Origin of the sequence: Rhodothermus profundi, assembly GCF_900142415.1 — a bacterium.
GTDB lineage: Bacteria > Bacteroidota > Rhodothermia > Rhodothermales > Rhodothermaceae > Rhodothermus > Rhodothermus profundi.
This window is the reverse complement of the sequence record NZ_FRAU01000005.1, coordinates 240,563-260,706: the sequence shown is the minus strand read 5'-3', so window position 1 is coordinate 260,706 and position 20,144 is coordinate 240,563. Positions and strand designations below refer to the sequence as shown.

18 protein-coding genes are annotated in these 20,144 nt (G+C 59.9%); 10 read left to right on the top strand and 8 right to left on the bottom strand.

Annotated features, from left to right (window positions below):
* Nucleotides 1–53: 53 nt before the first annotated feature.
* Both BUA15_RS09080 and BUA15_RS09075 read right to left on the bottom strand, forming a co-directional pair.
* The gene (locus BUA15_RS09080; protein WP_072715657.1) at nt 54–1,271 is read right to left on the bottom strand and encodes a GumC family protein; all 1,218 of its coding nucleotides are present in this window, start codon (nt 1,269–1,271) and stop codon (nt 54–56) included.
* Between the two features lie 7 nt (nt 1,272–1,278).
* A complete protein-coding gene (locus tag BUA15_RS09075; RefSeq protein ID WP_245771992.1) occupies nt 1,279–2,988 on the bottom strand; it encodes a polysaccharide biosynthesis/export family protein in 1,710 nt (569 codons plus the stop codon).
* Between the two features lie 141 nt (nt 2,989–3,129).
* Between BUA15_RS09075 and ispE the strand changes: the two genes are divergently transcribed.
* From ispE to BUA15_RS09055, 5 genes are all read left to right on the top strand, one after another.
* On the top strand, nt 3,130–3,990 hold the full coding sequence (gene ispE / locus BUA15_RS09070) for a 4-(cytidine 5'-diphospho)-2-C-methyl-D-erythritol kinase (protein ID WP_072715655.1): 861 nt from the start codon (nt 3,130–3,132) through the stop codon (nt 3,988–3,990).
* Nucleotides 3,991–4,722: 732 nt separating this feature from the next.
* Nucleotides 4,723–4,947, top strand: coding sequence for a hypothetical protein (locus tag BUA15_RS13635; protein ID WP_143149593.1), 225 nt, complete (start codon nt 4,723–4,725; stop codon nt 4,945–4,947).
* Entirely contained in the window at nt 4,935–5,102 is a 168-nt protein-coding gene (locus BUA15_RS13730; RefSeq protein WP_178139402.1) for a hypothetical protein, read from the top strand. Before BUA15_RS13635 ends, BUA15_RS13730 begins: the two co-directional genes overlap by 13 nt.
* Nucleotides 5,103–5,268: 166 nt before the next feature.
* The gene (locus tag BUA15_RS09060) at nt 5,269–5,718 is read left to right on the top strand and encodes a ferritin-like domain-containing protein (protein ID WP_072715653.1); all 450 of its coding nucleotides are present in this window, start codon (nt 5,269–5,271) and stop codon (nt 5,716–5,718) included.
* Nucleotides 5,719–5,731: 13 nt separating this feature from the next.
* Entirely contained in the window at nt 5,732–7,054 is a 1,323-nt protein-coding gene (locus tag BUA15_RS09055) for a flavin monoamine oxidase family protein (protein WP_072715652.1), read from the top strand.
* On the opposite strand, the gene BUA15_RS09050 is transcribed toward BUA15_RS09055, so the two are convergent.
* The gene (locus BUA15_RS09050) at nt 7,035–7,550 is read right to left on the bottom strand and encodes a hypothetical protein (protein WP_072715651.1); all 516 of its coding nucleotides are present in this window, start codon (nt 7,548–7,550) and stop codon (nt 7,035–7,037) included. The genes BUA15_RS09055 and BUA15_RS09050 overlap by 20 nt on opposite strands.
* 14 nt (nt 7,551–7,564) lie before the next feature.
* A complete protein-coding gene (locus BUA15_RS09045; protein WP_218587572.1) occupies nt 7,565–8,530 on the bottom strand; it encodes an RsmB/NOP family class I SAM-dependent RNA methyltransferase in 966 nt (321 codons plus the stop codon).
* Nucleotides 8,531–8,809: 279 nt separating this feature from the next.
* Here BUA15_RS09045 and BUA15_RS09040 point away from each other — a divergent pair, with 279 nt between their 5' ends.
* From BUA15_RS09040 to BUA15_RS09020, 5 genes are all read left to right on the top strand, one after another.
* Nucleotides 8,810–10,657: a glycoside hydrolase family 3 protein gene (locus BUA15_RS09040; RefSeq protein ID WP_072715726.1), complete on the top strand. Its 1,848-nt coding sequence runs from the start codon at nt 8,810–8,812 to the stop codon at nt 10,655–10,657.
* Nucleotides 10,658–10,836: 179 nt separating this feature from the next.
* A complete protein-coding gene (locus BUA15_RS09035) occupies nt 10,837–13,005 on the top strand; it encodes a glycoside hydrolase family 130 protein (RefSeq protein WP_072715650.1) in 2,169 nt (722 codons plus the stop codon).
* A 9-nt stretch (nt 13,006–13,014) separates the two neighbouring features.
* Nucleotides 13,015–14,004: a glycoside hydrolase family 130 protein gene (locus tag BUA15_RS09030; RefSeq protein WP_072715649.1), complete on the top strand. Its 990-nt coding sequence runs from the start codon at nt 13,015–13,017 to the stop codon at nt 14,002–14,004.
* 3 nt (nt 14,005–14,007) lie between these two features.
* Nucleotides 14,008–15,039 (top strand): glycosyltransferase family 4 protein, encoded by a 1,032-nt coding sequence (locus BUA15_RS09025; protein ID WP_072715648.1) that lies wholly within the window; start codon nt 14,008–14,010, stop codon nt 15,037–15,039.
* A 55-nt stretch (nt 15,040–15,094) separates the two neighbouring features.
* A complete protein-coding gene (locus BUA15_RS09020; protein WP_072715647.1) occupies nt 15,095–15,790 on the top strand; it encodes an SDR family NAD(P)-dependent oxidoreductase in 696 nt (231 codons plus the stop codon).
* 40 nt (nt 15,791–15,830) lie between these two features.
* Here the strand turns inward: BUA15_RS09020 and BUA15_RS09015 are convergent, their stop codons facing one another.
* The 4 genes from BUA15_RS09015 to dnaX form a co-directional block, all read right to left on the bottom strand.
* The gene (locus BUA15_RS09015) at nt 15,831–17,093 is read right to left on the bottom strand and encodes a saccharopine dehydrogenase family protein (RefSeq protein WP_072715646.1); all 1,263 of its coding nucleotides are present in this window, start codon (nt 17,091–17,093) and stop codon (nt 15,831–15,833) included.
* A gap of 135 nt (nt 17,094–17,228) precedes the next feature.
* A complete protein-coding gene (gene recR / locus BUA15_RS09010; RefSeq protein ID WP_072715645.1) occupies nt 17,229–17,876 on the bottom strand; it encodes a recombination mediator RecR in 648 nt (215 codons plus the stop codon).
* A 3-nt stretch (nt 17,877–17,879) separates the two neighbouring features.
* On the bottom strand, nt 17,880–18,224 hold the full coding sequence (locus tag BUA15_RS09005) for a YbaB/EbfC family nucleoid-associated protein (RefSeq protein WP_084660563.1): 345 nt from the start codon (nt 18,222–18,224) through the stop codon (nt 17,880–17,882).
* A 58-nt stretch (nt 18,225–18,282) separates the two neighbouring features.
* On the bottom strand, nt 18,283–20,112 hold the full coding sequence (dnaX, locus tag BUA15_RS09000) for a DNA polymerase III subunit gamma/tau (protein WP_072715644.1): 1,830 nt from the start codon (nt 20,110–20,112) through the stop codon (nt 18,283–18,285).
* Nucleotides 20,113–20,144 lie beyond the last annotated feature (32 nt).

The following is a 20,144-nucleotide window of genomic DNA, read 5'->3' as shown; positions in this document are numbered from 1 at the left end:
GGTTTAGAGGGGAACCCAGATACTAAAAAAATACGAAATAAATGGCGTAAAAGTTACGCTTGCTCGGCAGATTGAGGCTGGGGGCTGGAAGAAGTAGCCGTTGGAGGCTGGAATACATGCTGACGAAGTAATTCGCGCTGCGTCTGCCACCAGGCGTGGGCCAGCACGAACAGAATGCTCAGGGCAAGCGCAGCCAGGGTGATGCCCAGCACGATAAGCGACCGGCGTGGCCAGGCTTTTTTAACTGGAGGAACGGCCGGGTCAACTACCTGCACGGCCTCAACGCGCCGCTCTTCCTCGAAGCGGGCCTGTTCGTAGAGCGGTGCCAGCACTTCCAGAATGCGCGTCTGGAGCAATCGCTCACGTTCCAGCTCGAAATACTGACGCAAAGCGGCCGGAATTTCCTGCTGGGGAACCGGGAGGAGGCGTTCCTGGCCTTCCAGGGCTTCCTGGTAGCGCCGTTCGGCCGTTGCTTTCATTTTTGCCAGCACGCGCACCTGGGGATTTTCGTCGCCAAACTGGGTGCGGAGCGCCTCGTACTGCATTTCCGTCTGAAGTGCCTCGGCGCGGAGCGTGGCCACGTACTCCAGGAAGCCGCGCGCCTGCGCTTCCAGATCGAACAGACCGTATTGCTCGTGGAAGGCTTGCTGGGCGTCCAGTACCGAGTCGAGGCGGGCCAGCGCTTCCCGGTAGCGTCGTTCGACGTACGCTCGGTAGCGCCGAGCACTTTGCGTGAGCAGATCCGCGTTGATCCGGTTGAGCTCCGCTACCATGAAGTTGGCCATGTCGGCTGCTCGTTGCGGGTCGCGGTCAAGCACCGAGATCTCGAGGTACTCAAAGTCGGGGTCTACGTCGAAGGAAATATTGTCGCGCAGCTCTTCAATGGCTGCCTCGCGGGGATGCTCCTCATCCTCCAATCCATAGACTGCGATCAGATTGAAGTGGTCGACCAGTCGCTCCTGCATCGTTCGGCTGGAGAGAATGCTCAGGTAGCGCTCGTAACCGGCCGTGCTGCCCCCTCCCAGCATCCCTCCGAGAAAGCCGGGCAGATTGTTTAATAGCTGCGAGGCCAGAGGGCTGAGGCCAGCGCCGGCCGGGGGGAGTACGCGGGCAGTGGCCCGGTACCAGTTGGGCAGCAGCAGGCTGACAATAAGCGATCCGATAGCAGCCAGTGCGGTGATTCCAGCGATCCAGCGACGCGCCCCGTAAAGGTGGCGCAATGCCTCCCACGTTCGTTCGTGCTGCGCATTGGATGTAGGTTGGGCAGCCATAGGGCCATCAACGGGTAATGGCGGCATAGGCAGTGATGATGCCGACAATGGTCGAAATTCCGGTCAGGATGGTCTGAACGGTCAGAATGCGATGTTGACGGCGGGAAATCTGGTCGTTCAGCACCAACTGCGCAATTTCTGGCGTGTCGGCCATTGGCTGACGATCCACAAAGATCGTATCGCCGGAATAAACCGGGGCCTCCAGTCCACGCCGCACCTGTCCAGTGCCGGCATCGAAAACGTACACGGCTCGGGCCTGGGGGCCCAGGCCTCCTGCCTGCAGGATATAGTAGCGGGCAGGCTGGCCAGGTTGATAGGGCACATAGCCTGGTTTAGCGACATGGCCTGCTACAAAAACCGTTTGTTCATTCCGGGGAATCACCACGCGGTCGCCGTCATACAGGGGCAGGTCGGGGGCCTTCCCCTCCAGAATATCCGCGACATTGACGACAATTCGGTTCGTCTGCAGAGATTGGCGCAGGTATGCGCGGCCAAAGAAATCCAGGTCGGTGGCCTGAGCCGTACCTTTAAAGTAGAACGAGCGGGTTCGCTCAATGTAAGCAACGCGGGGGTTGGCTTCGGGCAGGAGGCCTCCGGCCATTTTGATGAGCTGACGCACCGTGGTTTTGCCATGCGTGATGGGGTAGGTGCCAGGGTAGCGCACAAAACCGTAGGCTGCGGCTGTGGCCATCTCTGGTTCAAGAACCATCACGCGATCACCTGGCCGGAGCCGAGGGGCCCGCGTCGGATGCTGCAGCAAGGAGTCGATTGTAATAAGCTGGGAGGCTGTCGCTGTATCGGCTGCAGCGGGTTTGCGGATGAGCCGGACTTCGGTGAGGTGGTGTAAGCCGTCGCGTCCTGCTGCCACTACAAGAAGATCGAGCACCGTATCGTCAGGGCGCACATCGTAGGCTCCGGGATAGGGAACGGGGCCCTGTACAATTACCGCATCGCGCTGCACATGAAAGGAAGGTACCTCAATGACGTCACCATCCTGCAAATAAGGATTGTGCGCCAGCGTGCCCGTCGTGTAGTAGCGCAACAGGTCGATGCGCAGGGTGGTACTGTCGCGGCGGTGTAGCAAGACGTTGCGGAGGGCGGGCATAAAGTCGGACGAGGATTCAGCACGATACGTCCGTAAAAACGGAGCGGAAAGCAAGGCTGGCGACTCTTGAGCAACTTCGGAAGAAGGCGGTGGGGTAATCTCCGAAGGGGATTCAAAGGCCGCTTCAATGATATCGCTGACGCGTGCAGTAGCCGATGCGCGCACGCGTCCTGGTCTGGGTACCGCTCCGGTAATGTGGACGTAAAAAGAGCGCGGTCTGCTCAGCGTGACTTCAATAGGGACGTTTGCAAAATGGGGCCGCAGAAAGCGTTGTACGGTATCCCGCACGGCAGCCAGGGACTTCCCGGCCACAGGTAACACGCCGATTTCAGCCAGGGTTAGTTTGCCTTCGGCGGAGACTTCCACCCGTAGCTTCTGGCCAAAGGCACCCCCGATCAGGATCGTGAGGACATCGCCGGGACCGACACGATAGGCTTCTGGTCGAACCGGACCCTCCAGGGCAAGTCCTTCGGCAGATCGTTCCAGTTGCCGCTGCAGCAGTTGCTGAAAAGGAAGCGGCAGCGTTTGCCGTTGCGCGGGAGGGAGTTCTTGCCCATAAAGAGAAGAGGCGCAGAGCAATAAAAGCCCACCCGTAATGCTTAACCAGTGCATGCGACCCATAAGGAAAACTTCATCATCGTTGTGAAGCAATGCGTGCGTAATGGTGGCAATCTGCGTGCGATAGGCAATAACTTGGCGGGTGCTTTACTTGAGGCTAAGCTACGATAATCTGCAACCGTACGCAACGAATTCATGCGAAAGTTGGAGGAGCAACCCCTGGTGCAGCTCGCACCGGCCAAAATTAATCTGGGCCTGCGCGTGCTTCGCCGGCGACCGGACGGCTACCATGACATCGAAACCGTGCTGCTTCGCATTCCGTGGACCGATCGATTGACGCTGACGCCGGCGGATCGCTTTACCTTTACCTGCTCCGACCCGGCGCTGCCGACCGACGAACGCAACCTGTGCGTGCGGGCAGCCGGGCGCCTGGCCAATCTGCTGCATCAACCGCTCACGGGATGGCTGCATCTGGACAAACGGGTGCCTTATGGAGCGGGGCTGGGCAGCGGATCCAGTGATGCAGCGGCCACGCTTCAACTGCTGCTGCGGCAGCAACGCACCTCCCTCGCGCCGGACGTGCTGCATCGGCTGGCGGCCGATCTGGGCTCAGATGTGCCGTTCTTTCTGCTGCCTGCACCGGCAGCCCTGGCTACAGGACGAGGCGAGCAACTGCAGCCCCTGTCGGCCTACCAGTTTCCCTTTCACCTGGTTGTTCTGGTACCCTCGTTTCGGATTGCCACGGCCGAGGCCTACCGGCTGGTGCAACCCCGTGCATCGCAAGGGCCTTCGCTTGCTGAAATCGTCACGTCCAACGATCCAGAGCGCTGGCAGCGGGAACTCCAGAACGACTTTGAGGCACCGCTGTTTGCACGGTATCCGGAACTGAAAGCCCTCAAACAATGGCTACGGCAACGCGGCGCGGCGTACGCCGCGCTTTCCGGTTCCGGCTCGGCCCTGTTCGGTGTCTTTACAGAACGCAGCCTCGCCGAGGCCGCTGCCATAGCAGCCCGGCAGCGAGGACTTCAATGCTGGCAGGGCCAGCCCGACGCGTAGCTGTTTGATTGGATGCCTCTGCAAGACCACTCGATTGAAAAGAAGACGTTAGCTTGTTTTATTTTTTTACCTGAAGTTAACAAATAATGACTCTTAACACCCCTTCAGTTCAAAAGAGATAGGAGATGATGCTGCTTCCCATTCTCTGGGCGATTCTCCGCCGGGATGGCCTCGGGGTGGAGGCGGCGGGTTTACCTGTGTACCGGTGACGGCAAATGGCGAGGTGATCGGCCATTGCTGTGGCACTACGCTTCAGGGAATCATTGCCTGCGCCCGGCAATACGGAGACCTCAACTGAAAACTCCTCATTTATTATACCAAGGCGCGCCATGATTTCGATCACAGTATATAAGGTATATTGACATCCTGTTTCAGATTCCTTTTTTCTATTTCTATAGTTTATCACGAGATTTGTTTATTGATGCAAAATTAGATTACGATAATAATTATATTTTATTCTATTTATTTCGTCCTATTAAAACATATAAAATTAAAGTAATAAGAAGATTGGCTTGGTTTTATGCAGGCCTGGTTGCATCCTTCTATTTGATAGGATTTTTAATAGGATTTTCTGAGTTTGCTCTCTGGAAGGTCGTGTGGCTTGTGTTGAGTATGGTTTTGCTGAGACTACCTGTGGCCTGGCCTGAAGAGGATCCGTCGACGGCTGAGCTCCCGCCGCCTCTTCCTGTAAGCCGTCAGGTCTTCAGACGATTGCGGCGGTTTAGCGGTGCTATGGCCGGGTTGCTGCTGGGGGTGCTGGTCGGACTGACCTGGAGTGCGCTCGGGGCGCGGCTACTGCTGCTCTTACCACTGGCGACCGGCACGCTGCTTCATAGCATCCTGTGGCTCCTGTACCTGAAGGTGCCCTCGTCGCCCACGCGGTTCCAGATAATGGTGGGGGAGCCCTGCTGTTCGGCGTCGCAGCGCTGCTTTTCCTGGGGGGCATGTTCTGGCTGATCCTTTCGCCTGATTCCCCGTATGCGCAGCCGCCCCTTCAATGGGTGCGGCCATACGATCTGATCGGGAGTTCGGTGCTCTTTACCGTGCTGAACGTGCTGCCCGCCAGCGGTCAGTTCGTGTATCTGCTGAAAAAACGTGCGGCGTCCGCCTGAGGAGGGGCGGTTCCGGGATGCATGCGGGGGAGCTCCACCGGAAGGCTTTTAGTGCGAGGCCCTCTGTAATCTTTCCGCAACGGTTGCATTTGAGGGCAAACTTTACGCCAAGGGGCACATTCCTATCTCTATAGGAACCTGTACTCAAAGACCGCAGGAGCGCATCATGGAAACGGAAATCAAAACAGTCACCCGCGAACAGCTCATCAAAGGGCTCAACGAGGACCTGGCGCACGAGTACCAGGCCATTGTGATGTACGCGACCTATGCGGCCATGGCCAGTGGCATTCACCGGCCGTTCCTGAAGGAATTCTTCGAGCGCGAAATCCCGGAAGAGCTGCGGCATGCGCAGTTTCTGGCCAACAAAATCACGGCGCTGGGGGGACTGCCCACCACGAAGCCCGCGCCGGTAAAGCTGGCCGACAGCAACCGGGCCATGCTGGAAGCAGTGCTGAAGGCTGAAGAGGAAACGATTGCCCGCTACGTGCAGCGACGGAAGCAGGCCGAAGCGCTGGGCGATTACGGCCTGGTCAACGACCTGGAAGAGATTATCAGCGACGAGACGCGCCACAAGGAGGAAACCGAAAAACTGCTGCGCGGCATCGGAGAGCATTGAGCCGTATCCTACTATGTGGGATGTCGTTGTAGTTGGTGCCGGTGCGGCTGGCCTGGCTGCTGCTGAAATGCTGGGCCGGGCCGGCCGCACCGTTTTGTTAGTGGAAGCGCGAAATCGCATAGGAGGACGCATCTACACCTGGCGCGATTCCATTTTTCCGATTCCGGTGGAACTGGGGGCGGAGTTCGTTCATGGTCGACCGGCCGTGACGCTCCGACTTCTTCGTCAGGGCGGTATCGGATTGATGCAGGTGCCCGAAACGCACGGCCTGTTCCTGGAGGGACGGGTCCAGGCCATCGACCTGGTGCGGACCCTTCGTCCGCTGCTGGAGCAACTGCCCCCGCCTGAAGCGCCCGACAGTGCGTTTGCCGCCTTTCTGGAGCAGGCGCTACCGCAGGAACAGACGGCGACGCGGGCGCTGGCTCGCATCGTGGCCGAAAGCTTTGAGGCCGCCGATCCTGAGCAACTCAGCCTGCAGGCGCTGGCCGAAGACTGGCGCGTGCGGGCCAACGAAGCAGCCGACTATCCCCAGTTTCGTCCAGTAGGAGGATATGATCGCCTGGTAGAAACCCTGTACCGCCGCCTTAACCTTACGCGGGTCCGGGTGCATCTGCAGACGGTAGTTACAGGGGTGCGCTGGGAGCCGGGACGGGTCGAAGTGCATGCGCAGCAGCTTGGGCAGCCCCGCGTCTTTCAGGCTCGCGCGCTGATTCTGACCGTACCGCTTCCCTTGCTGCAGGGGGATCAAACGCCGGCCCTTCATGTCGATCCTCCCTTACCTGAACCCTGGCGGAACGCGCTGGCGCAACTGGAGATGGGCGCGGCCGTGCGCGTGAACCTGTGCTTCCGGGAAGCCTTCTGGGAAACCCATGCGGCGCTTCGGGAACTGGCTTTTATCCACGCGCCCGACGAGCGCTTTACGACCATCTGGCAACCGTTGCCGCTGCGCGTGCCGGTGCTGCTGGCCTGGGCCGGGGGACCGGCAGCCCGCCGGTTGGCCGACTGGCCGGAAGAAGCGGTGATCCAGGAAGCACTGCGCACCATCGGGCGGCTCTACGGCATTCAGGACCCGGGACGCTATCTGGTCAGCGCCTGCCTTTGCGACTGGCAGCGTGATCCTTTTGCGCAGGGCGCCTACAGCTACGTGCGTCCGGGCGGGATAAAAGCCCGGCGGGTCCTGCGCCGCCCTGTTCACGACACAATTTTTCTGGCCGGAGAGGCAACCGATCCCGAAGAGCCTGCTACCGTCGCCGGAGCCCTGCAGAGCGGCTACCGGGCGGCCCGTGATCTGCTGGCAACGCAGGCGGGCGTGCCGATCACTCCGCCAATAGACTGAACGAGGAAGGATCCCGCGCCCACGATTTGGGCAGCATGCTTTCGACGCGACCACCCGCTTCGTCCGGAATAAGGAAGCCGACGCCCAGCGTGTGTCCCTGGTAGCGGATCAGCACATATCCCCGGCCGGTGCAGCGCGCCAGTTGCTCCGGGCGGGCGCGAAAGGTCCGGCGCGTCAGGAAGGCTTCCGCCTGAGGTGGTTCAGTATCGATCACGTTGCGCGTCGCAGCGTGCCCGAATTGCTGGGCGGCGGCCGTTGATAGCTTGGGAAACTTCAAGTAGATGCGCAGGAAAGGAAGGCCCACGGTGCGGGGACGCGGATGAGCAGGCGGCCGGTGATCGGCCGTCACGATATACACTTTCTTACGGCCCGGTTGCACGAGCACGTATCCGTCAAACGTGGCGGGCGGTATGCCAAACCGCTCCTCCAGGTAGCGGAAGTACGGGGTGGGATCGACGACTCGGACAGCCTGCTGCAATTCCGGGGTGGTCTGCATGGCAACGGACAACGTTACGCCTGTCGTTCCAGAACGGCTACAAAAAACCCACCGGTATCATTCAGGTGGGGCCAGACGCGCAGGGTGCGTTCCAGCGAGGGATGCAAACGACGACCGTTCCATTCGGTGAGTCCCGGGCTTCCCCGGAACCCCTCAATGCGAGCCGGCAGCAAACGCAGCGCGGTGCCCCAGCGTCGCAGCACGGTATCGACAACCAGCTCGTTTTCTTCCGGAGCGAACGTGCAGGTGGCGTAGACAATGCGTCCGCCTGGCCGGCATAGCATAACCGCCCGATGCAGGAGAGCCGTCTGCTGTCCGCAGAGCTCGGGCGCCCCGGCAAACGCGTCGGCTACTTTCTGATCTTTCCGGAAATTGCCTTCGCAGGAGCAGGGGACATCGACCAGCACCCGATCAAATGGTCCGCTGTTCAGGGGAAAGTCAGCGCCGTCGTGCAGCGTGGTAGTGACGTTCAGCAGTCCCAGGCGTTCGATGGTGCCGGAGAGCTGGCGCAGGCGCAGGGGGTTGCGATCGTTGGCCACGATAGTTCCTCGATTTTGCATCTGGACAGCGATCTGGGCGGTTTTGCCGCCCGGGGCAGCGCACAGGTCCAGGATGCGTTCGCCGGGCTGCGGGTCGAGCAGTGGCACGGGCAGCAGCGAGACTTCTTCCTGCACATGGTAGTGGCCCAGCACGTAGGCCAACCGGTTGCCGGGCTGACTGTCCGGCGGCAGACGAAAGGCATCGCGGCGCCACGCGAGCGGCTCCGGCTGTAGCCCTTCGGCCTCCAGGGCCGCCTTCACTTGCGCAGGCGTCGTGCGGAGCGTGTTGGTCCACACGCACACCGGCAGCGGCCGCCGCAGGGCCTCGACGAAGGCCTCCCAGTCGTCGACGATTGGGCGGTACCGTAAAAAAGCCGACGGTATCTGATTCCGTTCCGCTACTGGCTGCACGCGCAGAGCCCAGGACTGATTCTTAGCCAATAATCTCAGCAGACCAAGGGTTCGGGCCAGAGAATGGCAAGCGGCTCGTGTTGTTTCTGCTCTCTGACAAAATTCTTTTCGTCGCACTGGACAGCGCTGGTTCCAGAAAGCCAGATGCATGTTGCGTTTATGCTCTGTTTTTAATAAACTCTCTTTAAGTAAAAAGAATTGATCATCGATTGATTTTCGGGAGCTAGTCCAGCCTTTCTTTGAACGATGTTGCGGGTGGATGGCTGGACAGCGGCGTTGCCATGCTCCACCCCAATCTTTCAGGATGTCATGAAGCGCTTGGTAATTGGCTGCCTTATGCTTGGACTTGTAGCGGCCGGCTGTCGTCAGGTAGATCAGCAGACAGACGCTGCGGCCGCGTTTCCACCGCTTTCCCGTTATGACGAGCAGGCGCGCGCGCTGCTGGAGCAGATGACGCTTGAGGAAAAGATCGGCCAGATGATTCAAGCAGAGCAGGCGTTTCTTCAGGATCCTTATGATATTCAGACCTATTACCTGGGATCTATTCTGAGTGGGGGCAATTCAGATCCGGCCGCTGGCAACAGCCTGGAGGCCTGGACAGAAGTGTACGATAGTCTGCAGGCTATTGCCCTGCGCACGCGCCTGGGCATTCCGCTGCTCTACGGTATTGATGCGGTGCATGGCCACAGCAACGTTGAGGGCGCGGTCATTTTCCCGCACCATATCGGGTTGGGCGCCACGCGTGACCCGGACCTGGTAGAGCGCGTCTACCGCATTACCGCTATTGAAATGCGGGCTACCGGTATCCATTGGAATTTTGCGCCGTGCATTGCAGTGGCGCGCGATGAGCGCTGGGGGCGCACCTACGAGAGCTTTTCGGAAGATCCCGAGTTGGTTGCTACGTTGGGCGCGGCTGCGATACGCGGGTTGCAAAACGGGGGGTTGCAGCATCCACTGGCTGTGCTGGCTACAGCCAAGCATTTTGCAGGCGATGGCGGCACGGCATTTGGCACCGGAGGGCCGCAAGGGGCCCTGCTGGACCAGGGGGACGTGCAGCTAGACGAAACAACTTTTCGCCGCATTCACATCCGTCCTTATCTCGACGCCATTCAGGCAGGTGTAGGAGCCATCATGGTCTCCTACAGTAGCTGGAATGGGGTCAAGATGACGGGGCATAAGTACATGCTTACCGAGGTGCTCAAAAAGGAGTTGGGTTTTGAGGGGATCGTCATCTCGGACTACAACGCGATCGACCAGGTACACCCCGACTACAAAACGGCAATTGAGATCGCCATAAATGCAGGAATTGACATGGCCATGGTGCCCACTCGCTATCGGGAATTCTTCCAACTCTTAAAATCGCTGGTTGAGGAGGGGCGGGTGCCTGTGGAGCGCATCGACGATGCCGTGCTGCGCATTCTGCGGGTCAAGTTTGCTCTGGGGCTGATGGATGGGGCGTCGCGCGTGTTTGCTGATCGGCGTCTGTGGGCAAAATTTGGTGCGGCGGAGCACCGGGCGGTTGCAAGGGAGGCGGTGCGAAAATCGCTGGTGCTCCTGAAAAATGAAAATCGGACGCTACCCCTGGCCAAAGATCTTAGCCGTATCCATGTGGCGGGCCTGCATGCCGACAACCTGGGCTATCAGATGGGTGGGTGGACGATCGACTGGCAGGGGGGGAGTGGAGACATTACGGAGGGGACCACGATCCTGGAAGCCATTCGGAAGGCCGTAAGCTCCCGGACTACAGTGACGTACTCGGAAGACGGATCCGGCGCTGCTGGTGCCGATGTAGCGATCGCAGTAATTGGCGAGCAGCCCTATGCTGAGTTTCTGGGAGACCGCTCCGACCTTTCACTGGATTCCGATGATGTAGCCGTGGTGCGTCGGTTGAAGGAGGCGGGAGTGCCTGTGGTGGTTATTCTGATTTCAGGGCGTCCTATGATCATCAACGAGGTGTTAGAAATGGCGGACGCCTTTATTGCAGCCTGGCTGCCCGGCAGCGAAGGTGATGGCGTGGCCGATGTGATCTTTGGAGACTATGCCCCGACAGGGAAGCTGCCGTTTACCTGGCCGCGCTCCATGGAGCAGATTCCACTCAATGTGGGCGACGAGCCTTATGCGCCGCTGTTCCCCTATGGATATGGCCTGACTTATTGACCCTTCTGGACGTCGGTGGGAAATCCGGGCCGGGGTTTGGCTGCGTGCCGAATCCCGGCATGTTTTTGGACGCAACCTTTACGTGAAAAGTGGCGTTCGCCGGACTTCTCGGTGGAACATAGCTGAGGGCTTAAGCGATTGGCTCGCTTCGCCCGCCAAGGCCCGAAAGCAAAAGGAAAATGTCGCTGTTTCAACGGACAAACGTTCCCATTCTCGCACCGCGCGCTGACCTGACGTGGGCTTCGGGCGCCGTTTTTAATCCAGGCGCCTGGTACGACGGTCGGCAGGTACACCTGGTCTTTCGGGCCGTTCCGGCCGGATACCGGCGCTTTCGGTTGCCAGCGGCGCGGCCCGGCGAACCTACCTATGGCTTTGCGCCTTACATCTCATCGCTGGGCTATGCGACCAGCACGGACGGCGTGCATTTCACCTGGCGCGAAACGCCACTGCTGACGCCAGGCGAACCCTTCGACTGCTATGGCCTGGAAGACCCACGTCTGACCTTCTTAGAGGGACGCTACTGGATCGTGCACACCGTGCTAAGCACGCCGGCATTTGGACCGGGCGACGGCGTGCGCATTGGACTGGCGTCAACGACCGATTTTGTGCAAGTCGAAAAGCACGGTGTGATCGGGCCACCGGTGCGGGACAAAGACGCTGCGCTCTTTCCGCGCCGCATCAGAGGCAAACTGGCGCTGCTGCACCGCATTGAGCCGGACATTCAGATCGTTTACTTCAGGGACTGGGAAGAGCTGCGCAATCCTGAACGATGGAACAGGCACCTGGCTGATCTGGACGAACACGTGGTGCTGCGTCCGTCCCGACGCTGGGAGCGCAAGAAGGTTGGCGTCGGACCGCCTCCCATTGAAACGCCTGAAGGGTGGCTTTTGATTTATCACGGAGTGGACGAAACCTATACGTACCGGGCAGGGGTGGCCCTGTTGGATCTGGACGATCCGCAGCGGGTCATCGCGTGGGCTCCCATGCCTGTGCTGGAGCCTCAGCTTCCTTTCGAGCGGGAAGGCGACGTGCCCAATGTGGTGTTTCCGGAGGGAGCGGTTGTAATTGATGGCCAGCTTCATCTCTACTACGGGGCAGCCGACAGGGTAATCGGGCATGCGCAGGCTCCTTTACAAGATGTCGTTGACTTTGTGCTGGAGGTGCAGCGGCGCACCTGGACCATGCCACGGGTTTACATGATGCCCTGTGATCGGGGGCGTGCCCTGCGCACGATTGAAGCGTCAGCGTCCGTTTCTGTCGAACGCCTGCATGGGGGCCAACCGATACTGGAGCCAGATCCGCAGCATCCCTGGGAGTCGCGCGTGGTGTTAAATCCTGCTGCCGTGCTTGTGGAAGCCGGGGAGGAGCTGGAGCGCCTTATGGACGCCTGGCAGCTTCCTGACGCAGAGCGCGAGCGGCTCCGCAAGGCGGGTGGTGCCTGTGTGATGATCTACCGGGCACAAGGGGCAAAGGGAAGTCCTGCCGGGCATGCTCCGTCATCGCTGGGACTGGCCGTACTGACGCCCATGCTGGAGTTGGTGCGGCGTTGGCCAGAACCGGTTATTCGCCCGGAGGCCGTCTTCCATGACCTGGGCGCTGAAGATGCGCGGTGCACAAAAATTGGTGATACCTATTACCTGTTTTATACCGGCTACTCCAGTGAACAGCCTCGCTTTCCTTCATTTGTAGGGCGCGTGCATATCTGCCTGGCCACGACGCAGGATTTTGTGCATTGGGAGTTGCATGGACCGATTGCCGGCAATGTAAATGAAGTGGACAATAAAAATGCAGCGCTTTTGCCTGAGCCGGTCAATGGCAAATGGCTCTTGCTGCATCGCCCTCTCGACGGGCGGCATCCCATGGCTATTCATCTGGCGGAGGCCGACCAACCGGAAGGTCCTTTCTACAGTCGAGGATTGTTGATGGCCAGCTATCGCTATCAGGAGTTTGCCCGCTCCTGGATTGGAGCCGGTGGGCCACCTATTGCGCTGGGAGATCAACGCTTCCTGATGGTCTATCATCAGGGCCACTTGGACTGGGACGGACGCCGTGAGTACGATCTGGCTGTGGCTCTGCTGGATTTTAACTGTCCCCGTCCCGTAACCGCTCGGTTGGAGCCGCTTATGCGACCCTGTGGGGATGCTGAAAAGGTAGGGGATTCAGAGTTAGGAGTGGATAATGTACTATTTGCGTGTGCAAATTATGTGTGGCAGAATAACCTGATTATACCTTATGCGGCAGCCGACAGCCGCATTTTCGGGGCGCGCATTCCGATGCATGCGTTAATAGCGGCGTTGCATCAATGCTCTACAGAAGAATTGGCCGTATCTGCTGTCAAACCATCCTAGCACTGGGCTATGCGGGATCATGAAGTACTGCCAGCGCCCCAGCAGGTGGGCGAGTTATTTCGGCGCTATGAAGGGAATCCGATTCTGACCGCCGAGGACTGGCCCTACCCGTGCAATGCTGTCTTTAATCCAGCCGCTGTCCGTTTAGACACGGGGGAAACGCTGCTGCTGGTGCGCGTAGAGGACCATCGCGGCGTGTCTCATTTGACGGTAGCACGTAGCCCCAATGGGTTGACCGACTGGACGATTGATCCCGAGCCAACGCTGGTGCCCGATCCAGCGCATTGGCCTGAGGAAGCCTGGGGGATCGAAGATCCGCGCATTGTATGGCTTGAAGAGATGGGATGTTATGCCGTCACGTACACCGCCTTTTCGGAGGAGGGTCCAGCTATTGCGCTGGCGTTGACCGATGATTTTAAGCATTTTGAGCGGCGCGGCTTGATTATGCCGCCTGAAGACAAAAATGGCGTGCTGCTCCCGCGGAAAATTGGAGGGTACTGGATATTGTTACATCGCACCTCCAGCATGCGGCGTGAGACGCGTCCGGCTATCTGGCTGAGCCGGTCGCCGGATCTGCGGCACTGGAGTGGTCCGCGGGTGGTGTTGCGCCCGCGTCCGGGAATCTGGTGGGACCATGTGCGGATAGGGGCCGGTCCGCCTCCTATTGAGACACCAGAAGGCTGGCTCCTCATCTACCACGGCGTTCGCACGACGGTAGCCGGCGACATTTATCGGGTTGGCATGGCGCTGCTGGATCTGGAGAATCCCACGCGCGTCATCCGGCGGGCGCCTGGTTGGATCCTGGGACCGCGGGCCCCGTACGAACGCGTGGGAGACGTGTCTAACGTGGTCTTTCCGTGCGGCTATGTGCTGGATGGCGACACGTTGCGGCTCTATTATGGCGCCGCCGATACATGCGTGGCCGTGGCCGAGGCGCGGCTGAGCGAGTTGCTCGATTGGCTTTTGAACGGTCACTATAATGGACAAGCGCAGCGTTGAGCGATGCGCATTGCCATGCTGGCTCCGATTGCCTGGCGCGTGCCGCCTCGTCATTATGGTCCCTGGGAGCGGGTCGTGTGGCTGCTAACAGAAGGACTCGTAGACCGGGGCGTTGACGTCACGCTGTTTGCTACGGCCGATTCCCAGACGCGCGCCCGGCTTATCGGTGTCTGCCCACGCCCCTACGAAGAAGATCCCTCGCTGGACCCCAAGGTCTGGGAGTGTCTGCACATCAGTGAGGTTTTTGAACGGGCGGATGAGTTTGACCTGATCCATAACCACTTTGATTTTCTACCGCTGAGCTACAGTAGCCTGGTTCGCACGCCGGTGCTGACCACCATTCATGGCTTTTCGTCGGAGCGCATTTTGCCGGTCTATCGCAAGTATAATGGACGCACCTACTACGTCTCAATTAGCCACGCGGACCGGCATCCTGATCTGGAGTACATTGCTACCGTCTATCACGGAATCGATCTGGACGCCTTTACGCTACGCACCGAACCGGGCGACTATCTGCTCTTTTTTGGACGCATTCATCCCGACAAGGGCGCCCGGGAAGCGATTGAGGTGGCGCGTCGAAGCGGTATGCCGCTGAAGATGGCGGGCATTATTCAGGATCGCACGTACTTCGAGCAAGAAGTGGCGCCGTTTATCGATGGTGCGCAGATTCAGTATCTGGGGTCGGTCGGACCGGCCGAACGGGATCGCCTCCTGGGCGAAGCCTATGCGCTGCTGCATCTGATTAACTTTGACGAGCCGTTCGGGCTCAGTGTTGTAGAAGCAATGGCGTGCGGGACGCCTGTGGTGGCACGTCCGCGAGGATCTATGCCGGAAATTATCCAGGATGGCGAAACCGGTGTGCTGGTGCAATCGGTAGAAGAGGCGGTAGCTGCGCTCCCCCGGTTGCGGCAGATGGATCGGGCGAAGATTCGGGCCTATGCCGCGCGTCGCTTCAGCCGCGAACGCATGGTAGATGATTACGTGAAAGTGTACGAGGAAGTGCTGCGTCGGCACCGGACTCGTTCGGCTGCTTGAGCCATTTTCACGTGTCGCCTATCTTGTGGACAGGTGTAACCAACCAACCGGTGCGATGGAAACCCGTTCGCTTACGCATAAAGTGGTGGTGGTCACCGGTGCGGGTGGGCGACTGGGCCAGGCCATCCTGCAGCGTTTTGCTCGAGAAGGGGCGCGTCTGGCGGCGGTGGTGCGCACGGCAGACCAGGCCCGGCAGTTTCAGTTGCCGGAAGGGGCTGAAGGAGCAGTTTTCCACGCAGAGCTGGCCGATGAGGCGCAGGTAGCTGCCTGCTTTGGCAAGATCTGGGACAGTTTTGGCTATGTTGATGTGCTGGTGCATGCGGCCGGGCTGTGGGCAGAGCGGCCTTTCCTGGAGATGACGCTGGACGACTGGCGCGCGTTGCTGGATGCCAATCTGACTTCGACGTTTCTCTGCTTTCGCGAAGCAGCTCGCCTGATGCGCGGGCGCCCCAATGGTCGGTTGATTGCCTTTGCGTCGATGCAGGGAGCCGACCGTGGACGCGCCCGGCAGGCAGCTTACTCAGCTGCTAAGGGGGGGCTCGTGCGGTTGGTTGAGGCAATAGGTAGTGAGCTGGCGGCGCAGGGCATTACAGCGCACGTCATTGCTCCTTCGGTCATTCGGTACGACGGGCAGGAAGGAACGTCCGGTGTCGAAGCAGACAAGCTGGCGGAGCTCTGCGTTTATCTGTGTTCGGCTGCCGGTGCTGCGTTAAACGGTACCGTGCTGCGCGCTTACGGCCGCGGATTTTAACGCATGCCCGGGTAGGTGCGCGGCAGACGCCTCTGAAGGCTCATTGCGAACTGGAAGCCGCCTGGCGCTTTCGGCTTTTTTTCCGCGCGGCGGCTGACTTTTGGGACGCAGGTGCCCGGGCCAGCAGGCGTTCGGGGTCCGGATGGGTAACCTCGATATAGCCTTCGTACCAGCGGTGGGTCAGGGGGAGGCCATGTTCCGTGAGGCGCTGGTAGAAACGGTCTCGTGGTACCACCTGCTCAGGCGGTAACGCGCCACCGCCCTTCACCTCGCCTGAGGCGATCATGAGAGCTACCAGGGCTGTAGGAATGGCCGTGCAGCGGCGCATCGCGCTGATCTGGTGTTCCTGGTTATACCGATCTACCATTTCATAAAGCAGCGTATAGGGCTGACCTGCGTTGCGCCCGTGAATGGCGACGCGGAGCAGCACAGCGTCTTCGTAGTGGCCGCCCAGCCGCTGGCGCATGCGCCGCACCAGCACGTCGCGATAGGTAAGGTGCGTGCGCACGTCGATGGTGCGTGGCTCGCCAAAGCCTAGTCCCAACACAAAACGCATCTGGCTGGCATGACAGGGCCAGCGAATGCTTTTGTAGTCGAGTACCTGAAGCCGTCCCGCCAGTTGGTCGGTTAGCGTGGAGAGTCCGCCGGCGGTGTAGAACGCTTCCATTTCACCAAACGGCTCGCCGAAGCGAATGCGTTCCATGCCGGTTAGAGGTTCCACGGTCTGCACCTGCCCTTCGCGAATGATCTGGACAGGGTTCGTGTAGTCTTCGATCACTTTTTCGGCAGACCAGGAAATGCGAAAGTTGAACGGATGGGGATCCAGCGGCACATCGCCCACGCGCAGGTAGGCGGCTTCCACTTCGTCAAACTGATCGATGCCATGAAGGCAGAGAATGTTGACCAGTCCCGGAGCCAGTCCGCAGTTCGGTACAATCCAGACCGCTCGCTGGACCGCCTCTTCGTGCAGGGCTAGCTCCTGGCGCACCGTCTGATCGTTACCCCCCATGTCGCAGAAGTGGACACCCAGTTCCAGGCATAGACGCGCCAGGGCCGGGTTAAGCTGCGGAGGCGCCGCACTGATGACGACTTGGCTACCTCGCAGAATGGGTTCCAGCACGCCGTGGTCGCGCGCGTCAATCTGGAAAGAACGCAGCCGGCTTGTCTGGAGCCGGTCGTGCAGCTCCTGTAAGTTGCGCGCGCGGGCGTCGCAAACCTGTACCTGCGTGACTTCAGGCTGCCGCACCAGAAACGAGGCAATGGCCGAACCAATAGCTCCGGCTCCAATGATTGTCAGGCGCATGATGGCTTGTTATGAGACAGCTTGCAGGGGGCCAGGCGATGACGGATTCGCTCAAAGATACGGCCAGAAACATCCATTTTTAAGACCAAATTGTGCAGTTCGAAAAGGCTTTACACATTACGGCGGTTCGTTCGGCTAAAGCGCCAGGCGTCCTTCCAGCGCGCGCGAGAGCGTCGCTTCGTCGGCATACTCCAGGTCGCCCCCTATGGGCAAGCCGCGCGCAATACGGGTGACGCGAACGCCTAAAGGCTTGAGCAGTTGGGCAAGATAGTAGGCGGTGGTGTCGCCTTCAACGTTGGGATTCAGCGCTAGAATCACTTCCTGAATGCGAGGGATCTGGCCGTCCGGGTAGTGCGCAGCCCGCTCTGGATCGTTGGAAGCAGGGGCTACCCGCTCCACAAGTTCCCGAATGCGCAGGTCGTCTGGGCCAATACCATCCAGGGGCGAGATAACGCCGCCGAGCACGTGATACACGCCTCGGTACTCACCCGTACGCTCCAGCGCTAGCACATCGCTGGGCTCTTCGACCACGCAAATGGTTGTGTGGTCGCGACGGGGGGAGCGGCAGATCGTGCAGACCACTTCGTCGGTCACATTGAAACAGATCGCGCAGTGGCGCACCCGATCCTTAACGGCAAGCAGGGCCTGGGCCAGTGCTTCAACCTCTTCGCGGGGCATCTTCAAAATGTATGCTGCCAACCGCTGGGCGGTTTTGCGCCCAATGGTGGGCAGCCGCATGAGCTGCTCAACGAGGGCTTCAACCGACGGAGACGTGAAGCTCATTGCTCACAGACCCAGTGCGCTCAAATCAATGTTCAGACCCGGGGGGAGCACAGATCCGGCCGCTTTCTGCATTTCTTCGCGGGTCAGTTGTGCCGCTTCTTCCAGCGCCTTGTTGACGCCGGCTACAATGAGATCTTCCAGCATGTCCTGCTCTTCAGTGCGGAAGGCCTCCGGATCTACCTCAATGCGGACGATACGCTGCAAACCGTTGGCTGTGACGCGCACAAGCCCGCCGCCCGTCTCGACTGTAACTGTGCGGTTACCCAGCGTCTGCTGCGTTTCCGCAAGGCGCTGCTGCAATTCTAACACCTTGCCAAACACGTCGCCTAAATTCAGCGATCCGTCCATGGGTTTGCTGTGCTTGCTGGTGCGTTACAGAGGATGAACGCCTGGCATAATTCCGGGTTCAACGGCCGTTGCCCCAGAACAGCTCGCAGCCAAACTGCTCAAGGAGTTTCTGCACGACGGGCGACGTGCGGCGCAGGCGTTCCAGCACCTGCGTGGGGTCTTCCGGCTCAGGCGCTGGGGCCATGGAAGGCTCCGGTCCAGATGCTTCCGGAGCGGATTCGGCAGCGCGAAAGCGCAGGCCCGTAAGGCATCTTGTTTCCTCGAAGAAGGCGTGGAGCTGCTGTAACAGAAAGTCGGCCTGGTTTTGCAGCAATCGTTCATAGGCCCGGTCCTGAACCCTGATCCAGAGCCGGGAGCCCTCAATTGCTTCAGGATGGGTATCGGTTAGCACCATGCCTACGTGGCGGCGAACCTGCAGGACATGCTCCACAAAGGTGGACCAGCGCATCCGCAGCGTTTCCAACAGGGTAGAAGGCGCGTCGGCAACCAGCACGTCGGTTTCGGAGGCAGTGGCCAGCGCGGCCTGGCCACTTGGACGTTCAGGACGGGCATGTTTCAGGGTTTCCAGAGCAGGCGGGCCAAACAGACGGGTTGTGTCGGCAGCGAGATTCGGGCGGGCAGAAGGCGTGGGATCTGGGCGCGGAGTTGCTGGCGGAGTCGGTGGAGTGCCTGTTCCGCTGGCAGTCGAGCGGGCAGGGGGCGGACTTCCCGAGTCAAGGCGCGGCGGCGTTTGGGACAGTTGGTCCAACAACGCGAGCGCCCGGCGCAGATCGATGGCATGGGGTAGGCTGGCCATGCGCAGAAGCGTCAACTCCAGTTGCAGCCGGGGCTGCGCGCTACTTTTCAGGCGCGTCTCCAGATCGGCCACCAGGCCCAGCAGGCGCAGCAGATCTGCCTCTTCAAAGGCGCTGGCTGCTTCGGCGTACCGTCGACGCGTGGCTTCACCCGCTTCGATGAGAGAAAGGTCAGGCATTGTGCGGGCCACCAGCAAATTGCGAAGGTGTTCTGCCAGCCCGAGCGCAAACTCCTGCAAGTCATAGCCGGCGCGTACTACCTGCTCAACCACGGCAAGCATGCCGGCCCCGTTGCCTGCCTGGACGTGTTCGGTTACCGTAAAGTAAAGGTCAAGATCTACCACGCCCAGCGCCTGCGCCAGTTCGGCGTAGCGTAGCGTGGTACCGCAAAGGGAAACCGCCTGATCAAACGCTGAAAGAGCATCGCGCAGGGCACCGTCCCCTTTGCGGGCCAGTAGCATAAGCGACTCGTCGTCGGCTTCCACGCCCTCGGCTGCGCAGATTTCGCGCAGCCGCGCTACAATAGCGTCTACAGGAATGCGTCGAAAATCGAAACGCTGGCACCGAGAAAGGATGGTGGGCAGCACCTTGTGGGGTTCTGTGGTAGCGAAAATGAACAGGGCATGAGGAGGAGGCTCTTCGAGGGTCTTGAGCAGGGCGTTAAAGGCCGCGTTGGAAAGCATGTGCACTTCGTCAATGATGTAGACCTTCTTGCGCGCGCCCTGCGGGGGAACCCGAACCGTCTCCCGCAACTCCCGAACGTCTTCCACCTTGTTGTTCGAGGCCGCATCGATTTCAAACACGTTCAGGCTACGCCCTTCCTCAAAAGCGATGCACGCCTCGCACTGGCGGCAGGGTTCGGCGCCGTCCTCGCGGGCTTCCAGGGGGGTCTGGCAGTTAATGGCTTTGGCCAGCAGGCGGGCGGCCGTTGTTTTTCCTACCCCGCGCGGACCGCTGAACAGATAGGCGTGTCCCAGGCGGTTCAGGCGAAGCGCATTTTTTAGCGTTTCCGTTACGTGTTCCTGGGCGACCAGTTCGCGAAAAAGCTGCGGGCGGTACTTACGGGCAGCTACCAGGTAACGCTGTTCCTGCATAACGCAAGGCGGGGGTCAGGGACGCAGGGTTT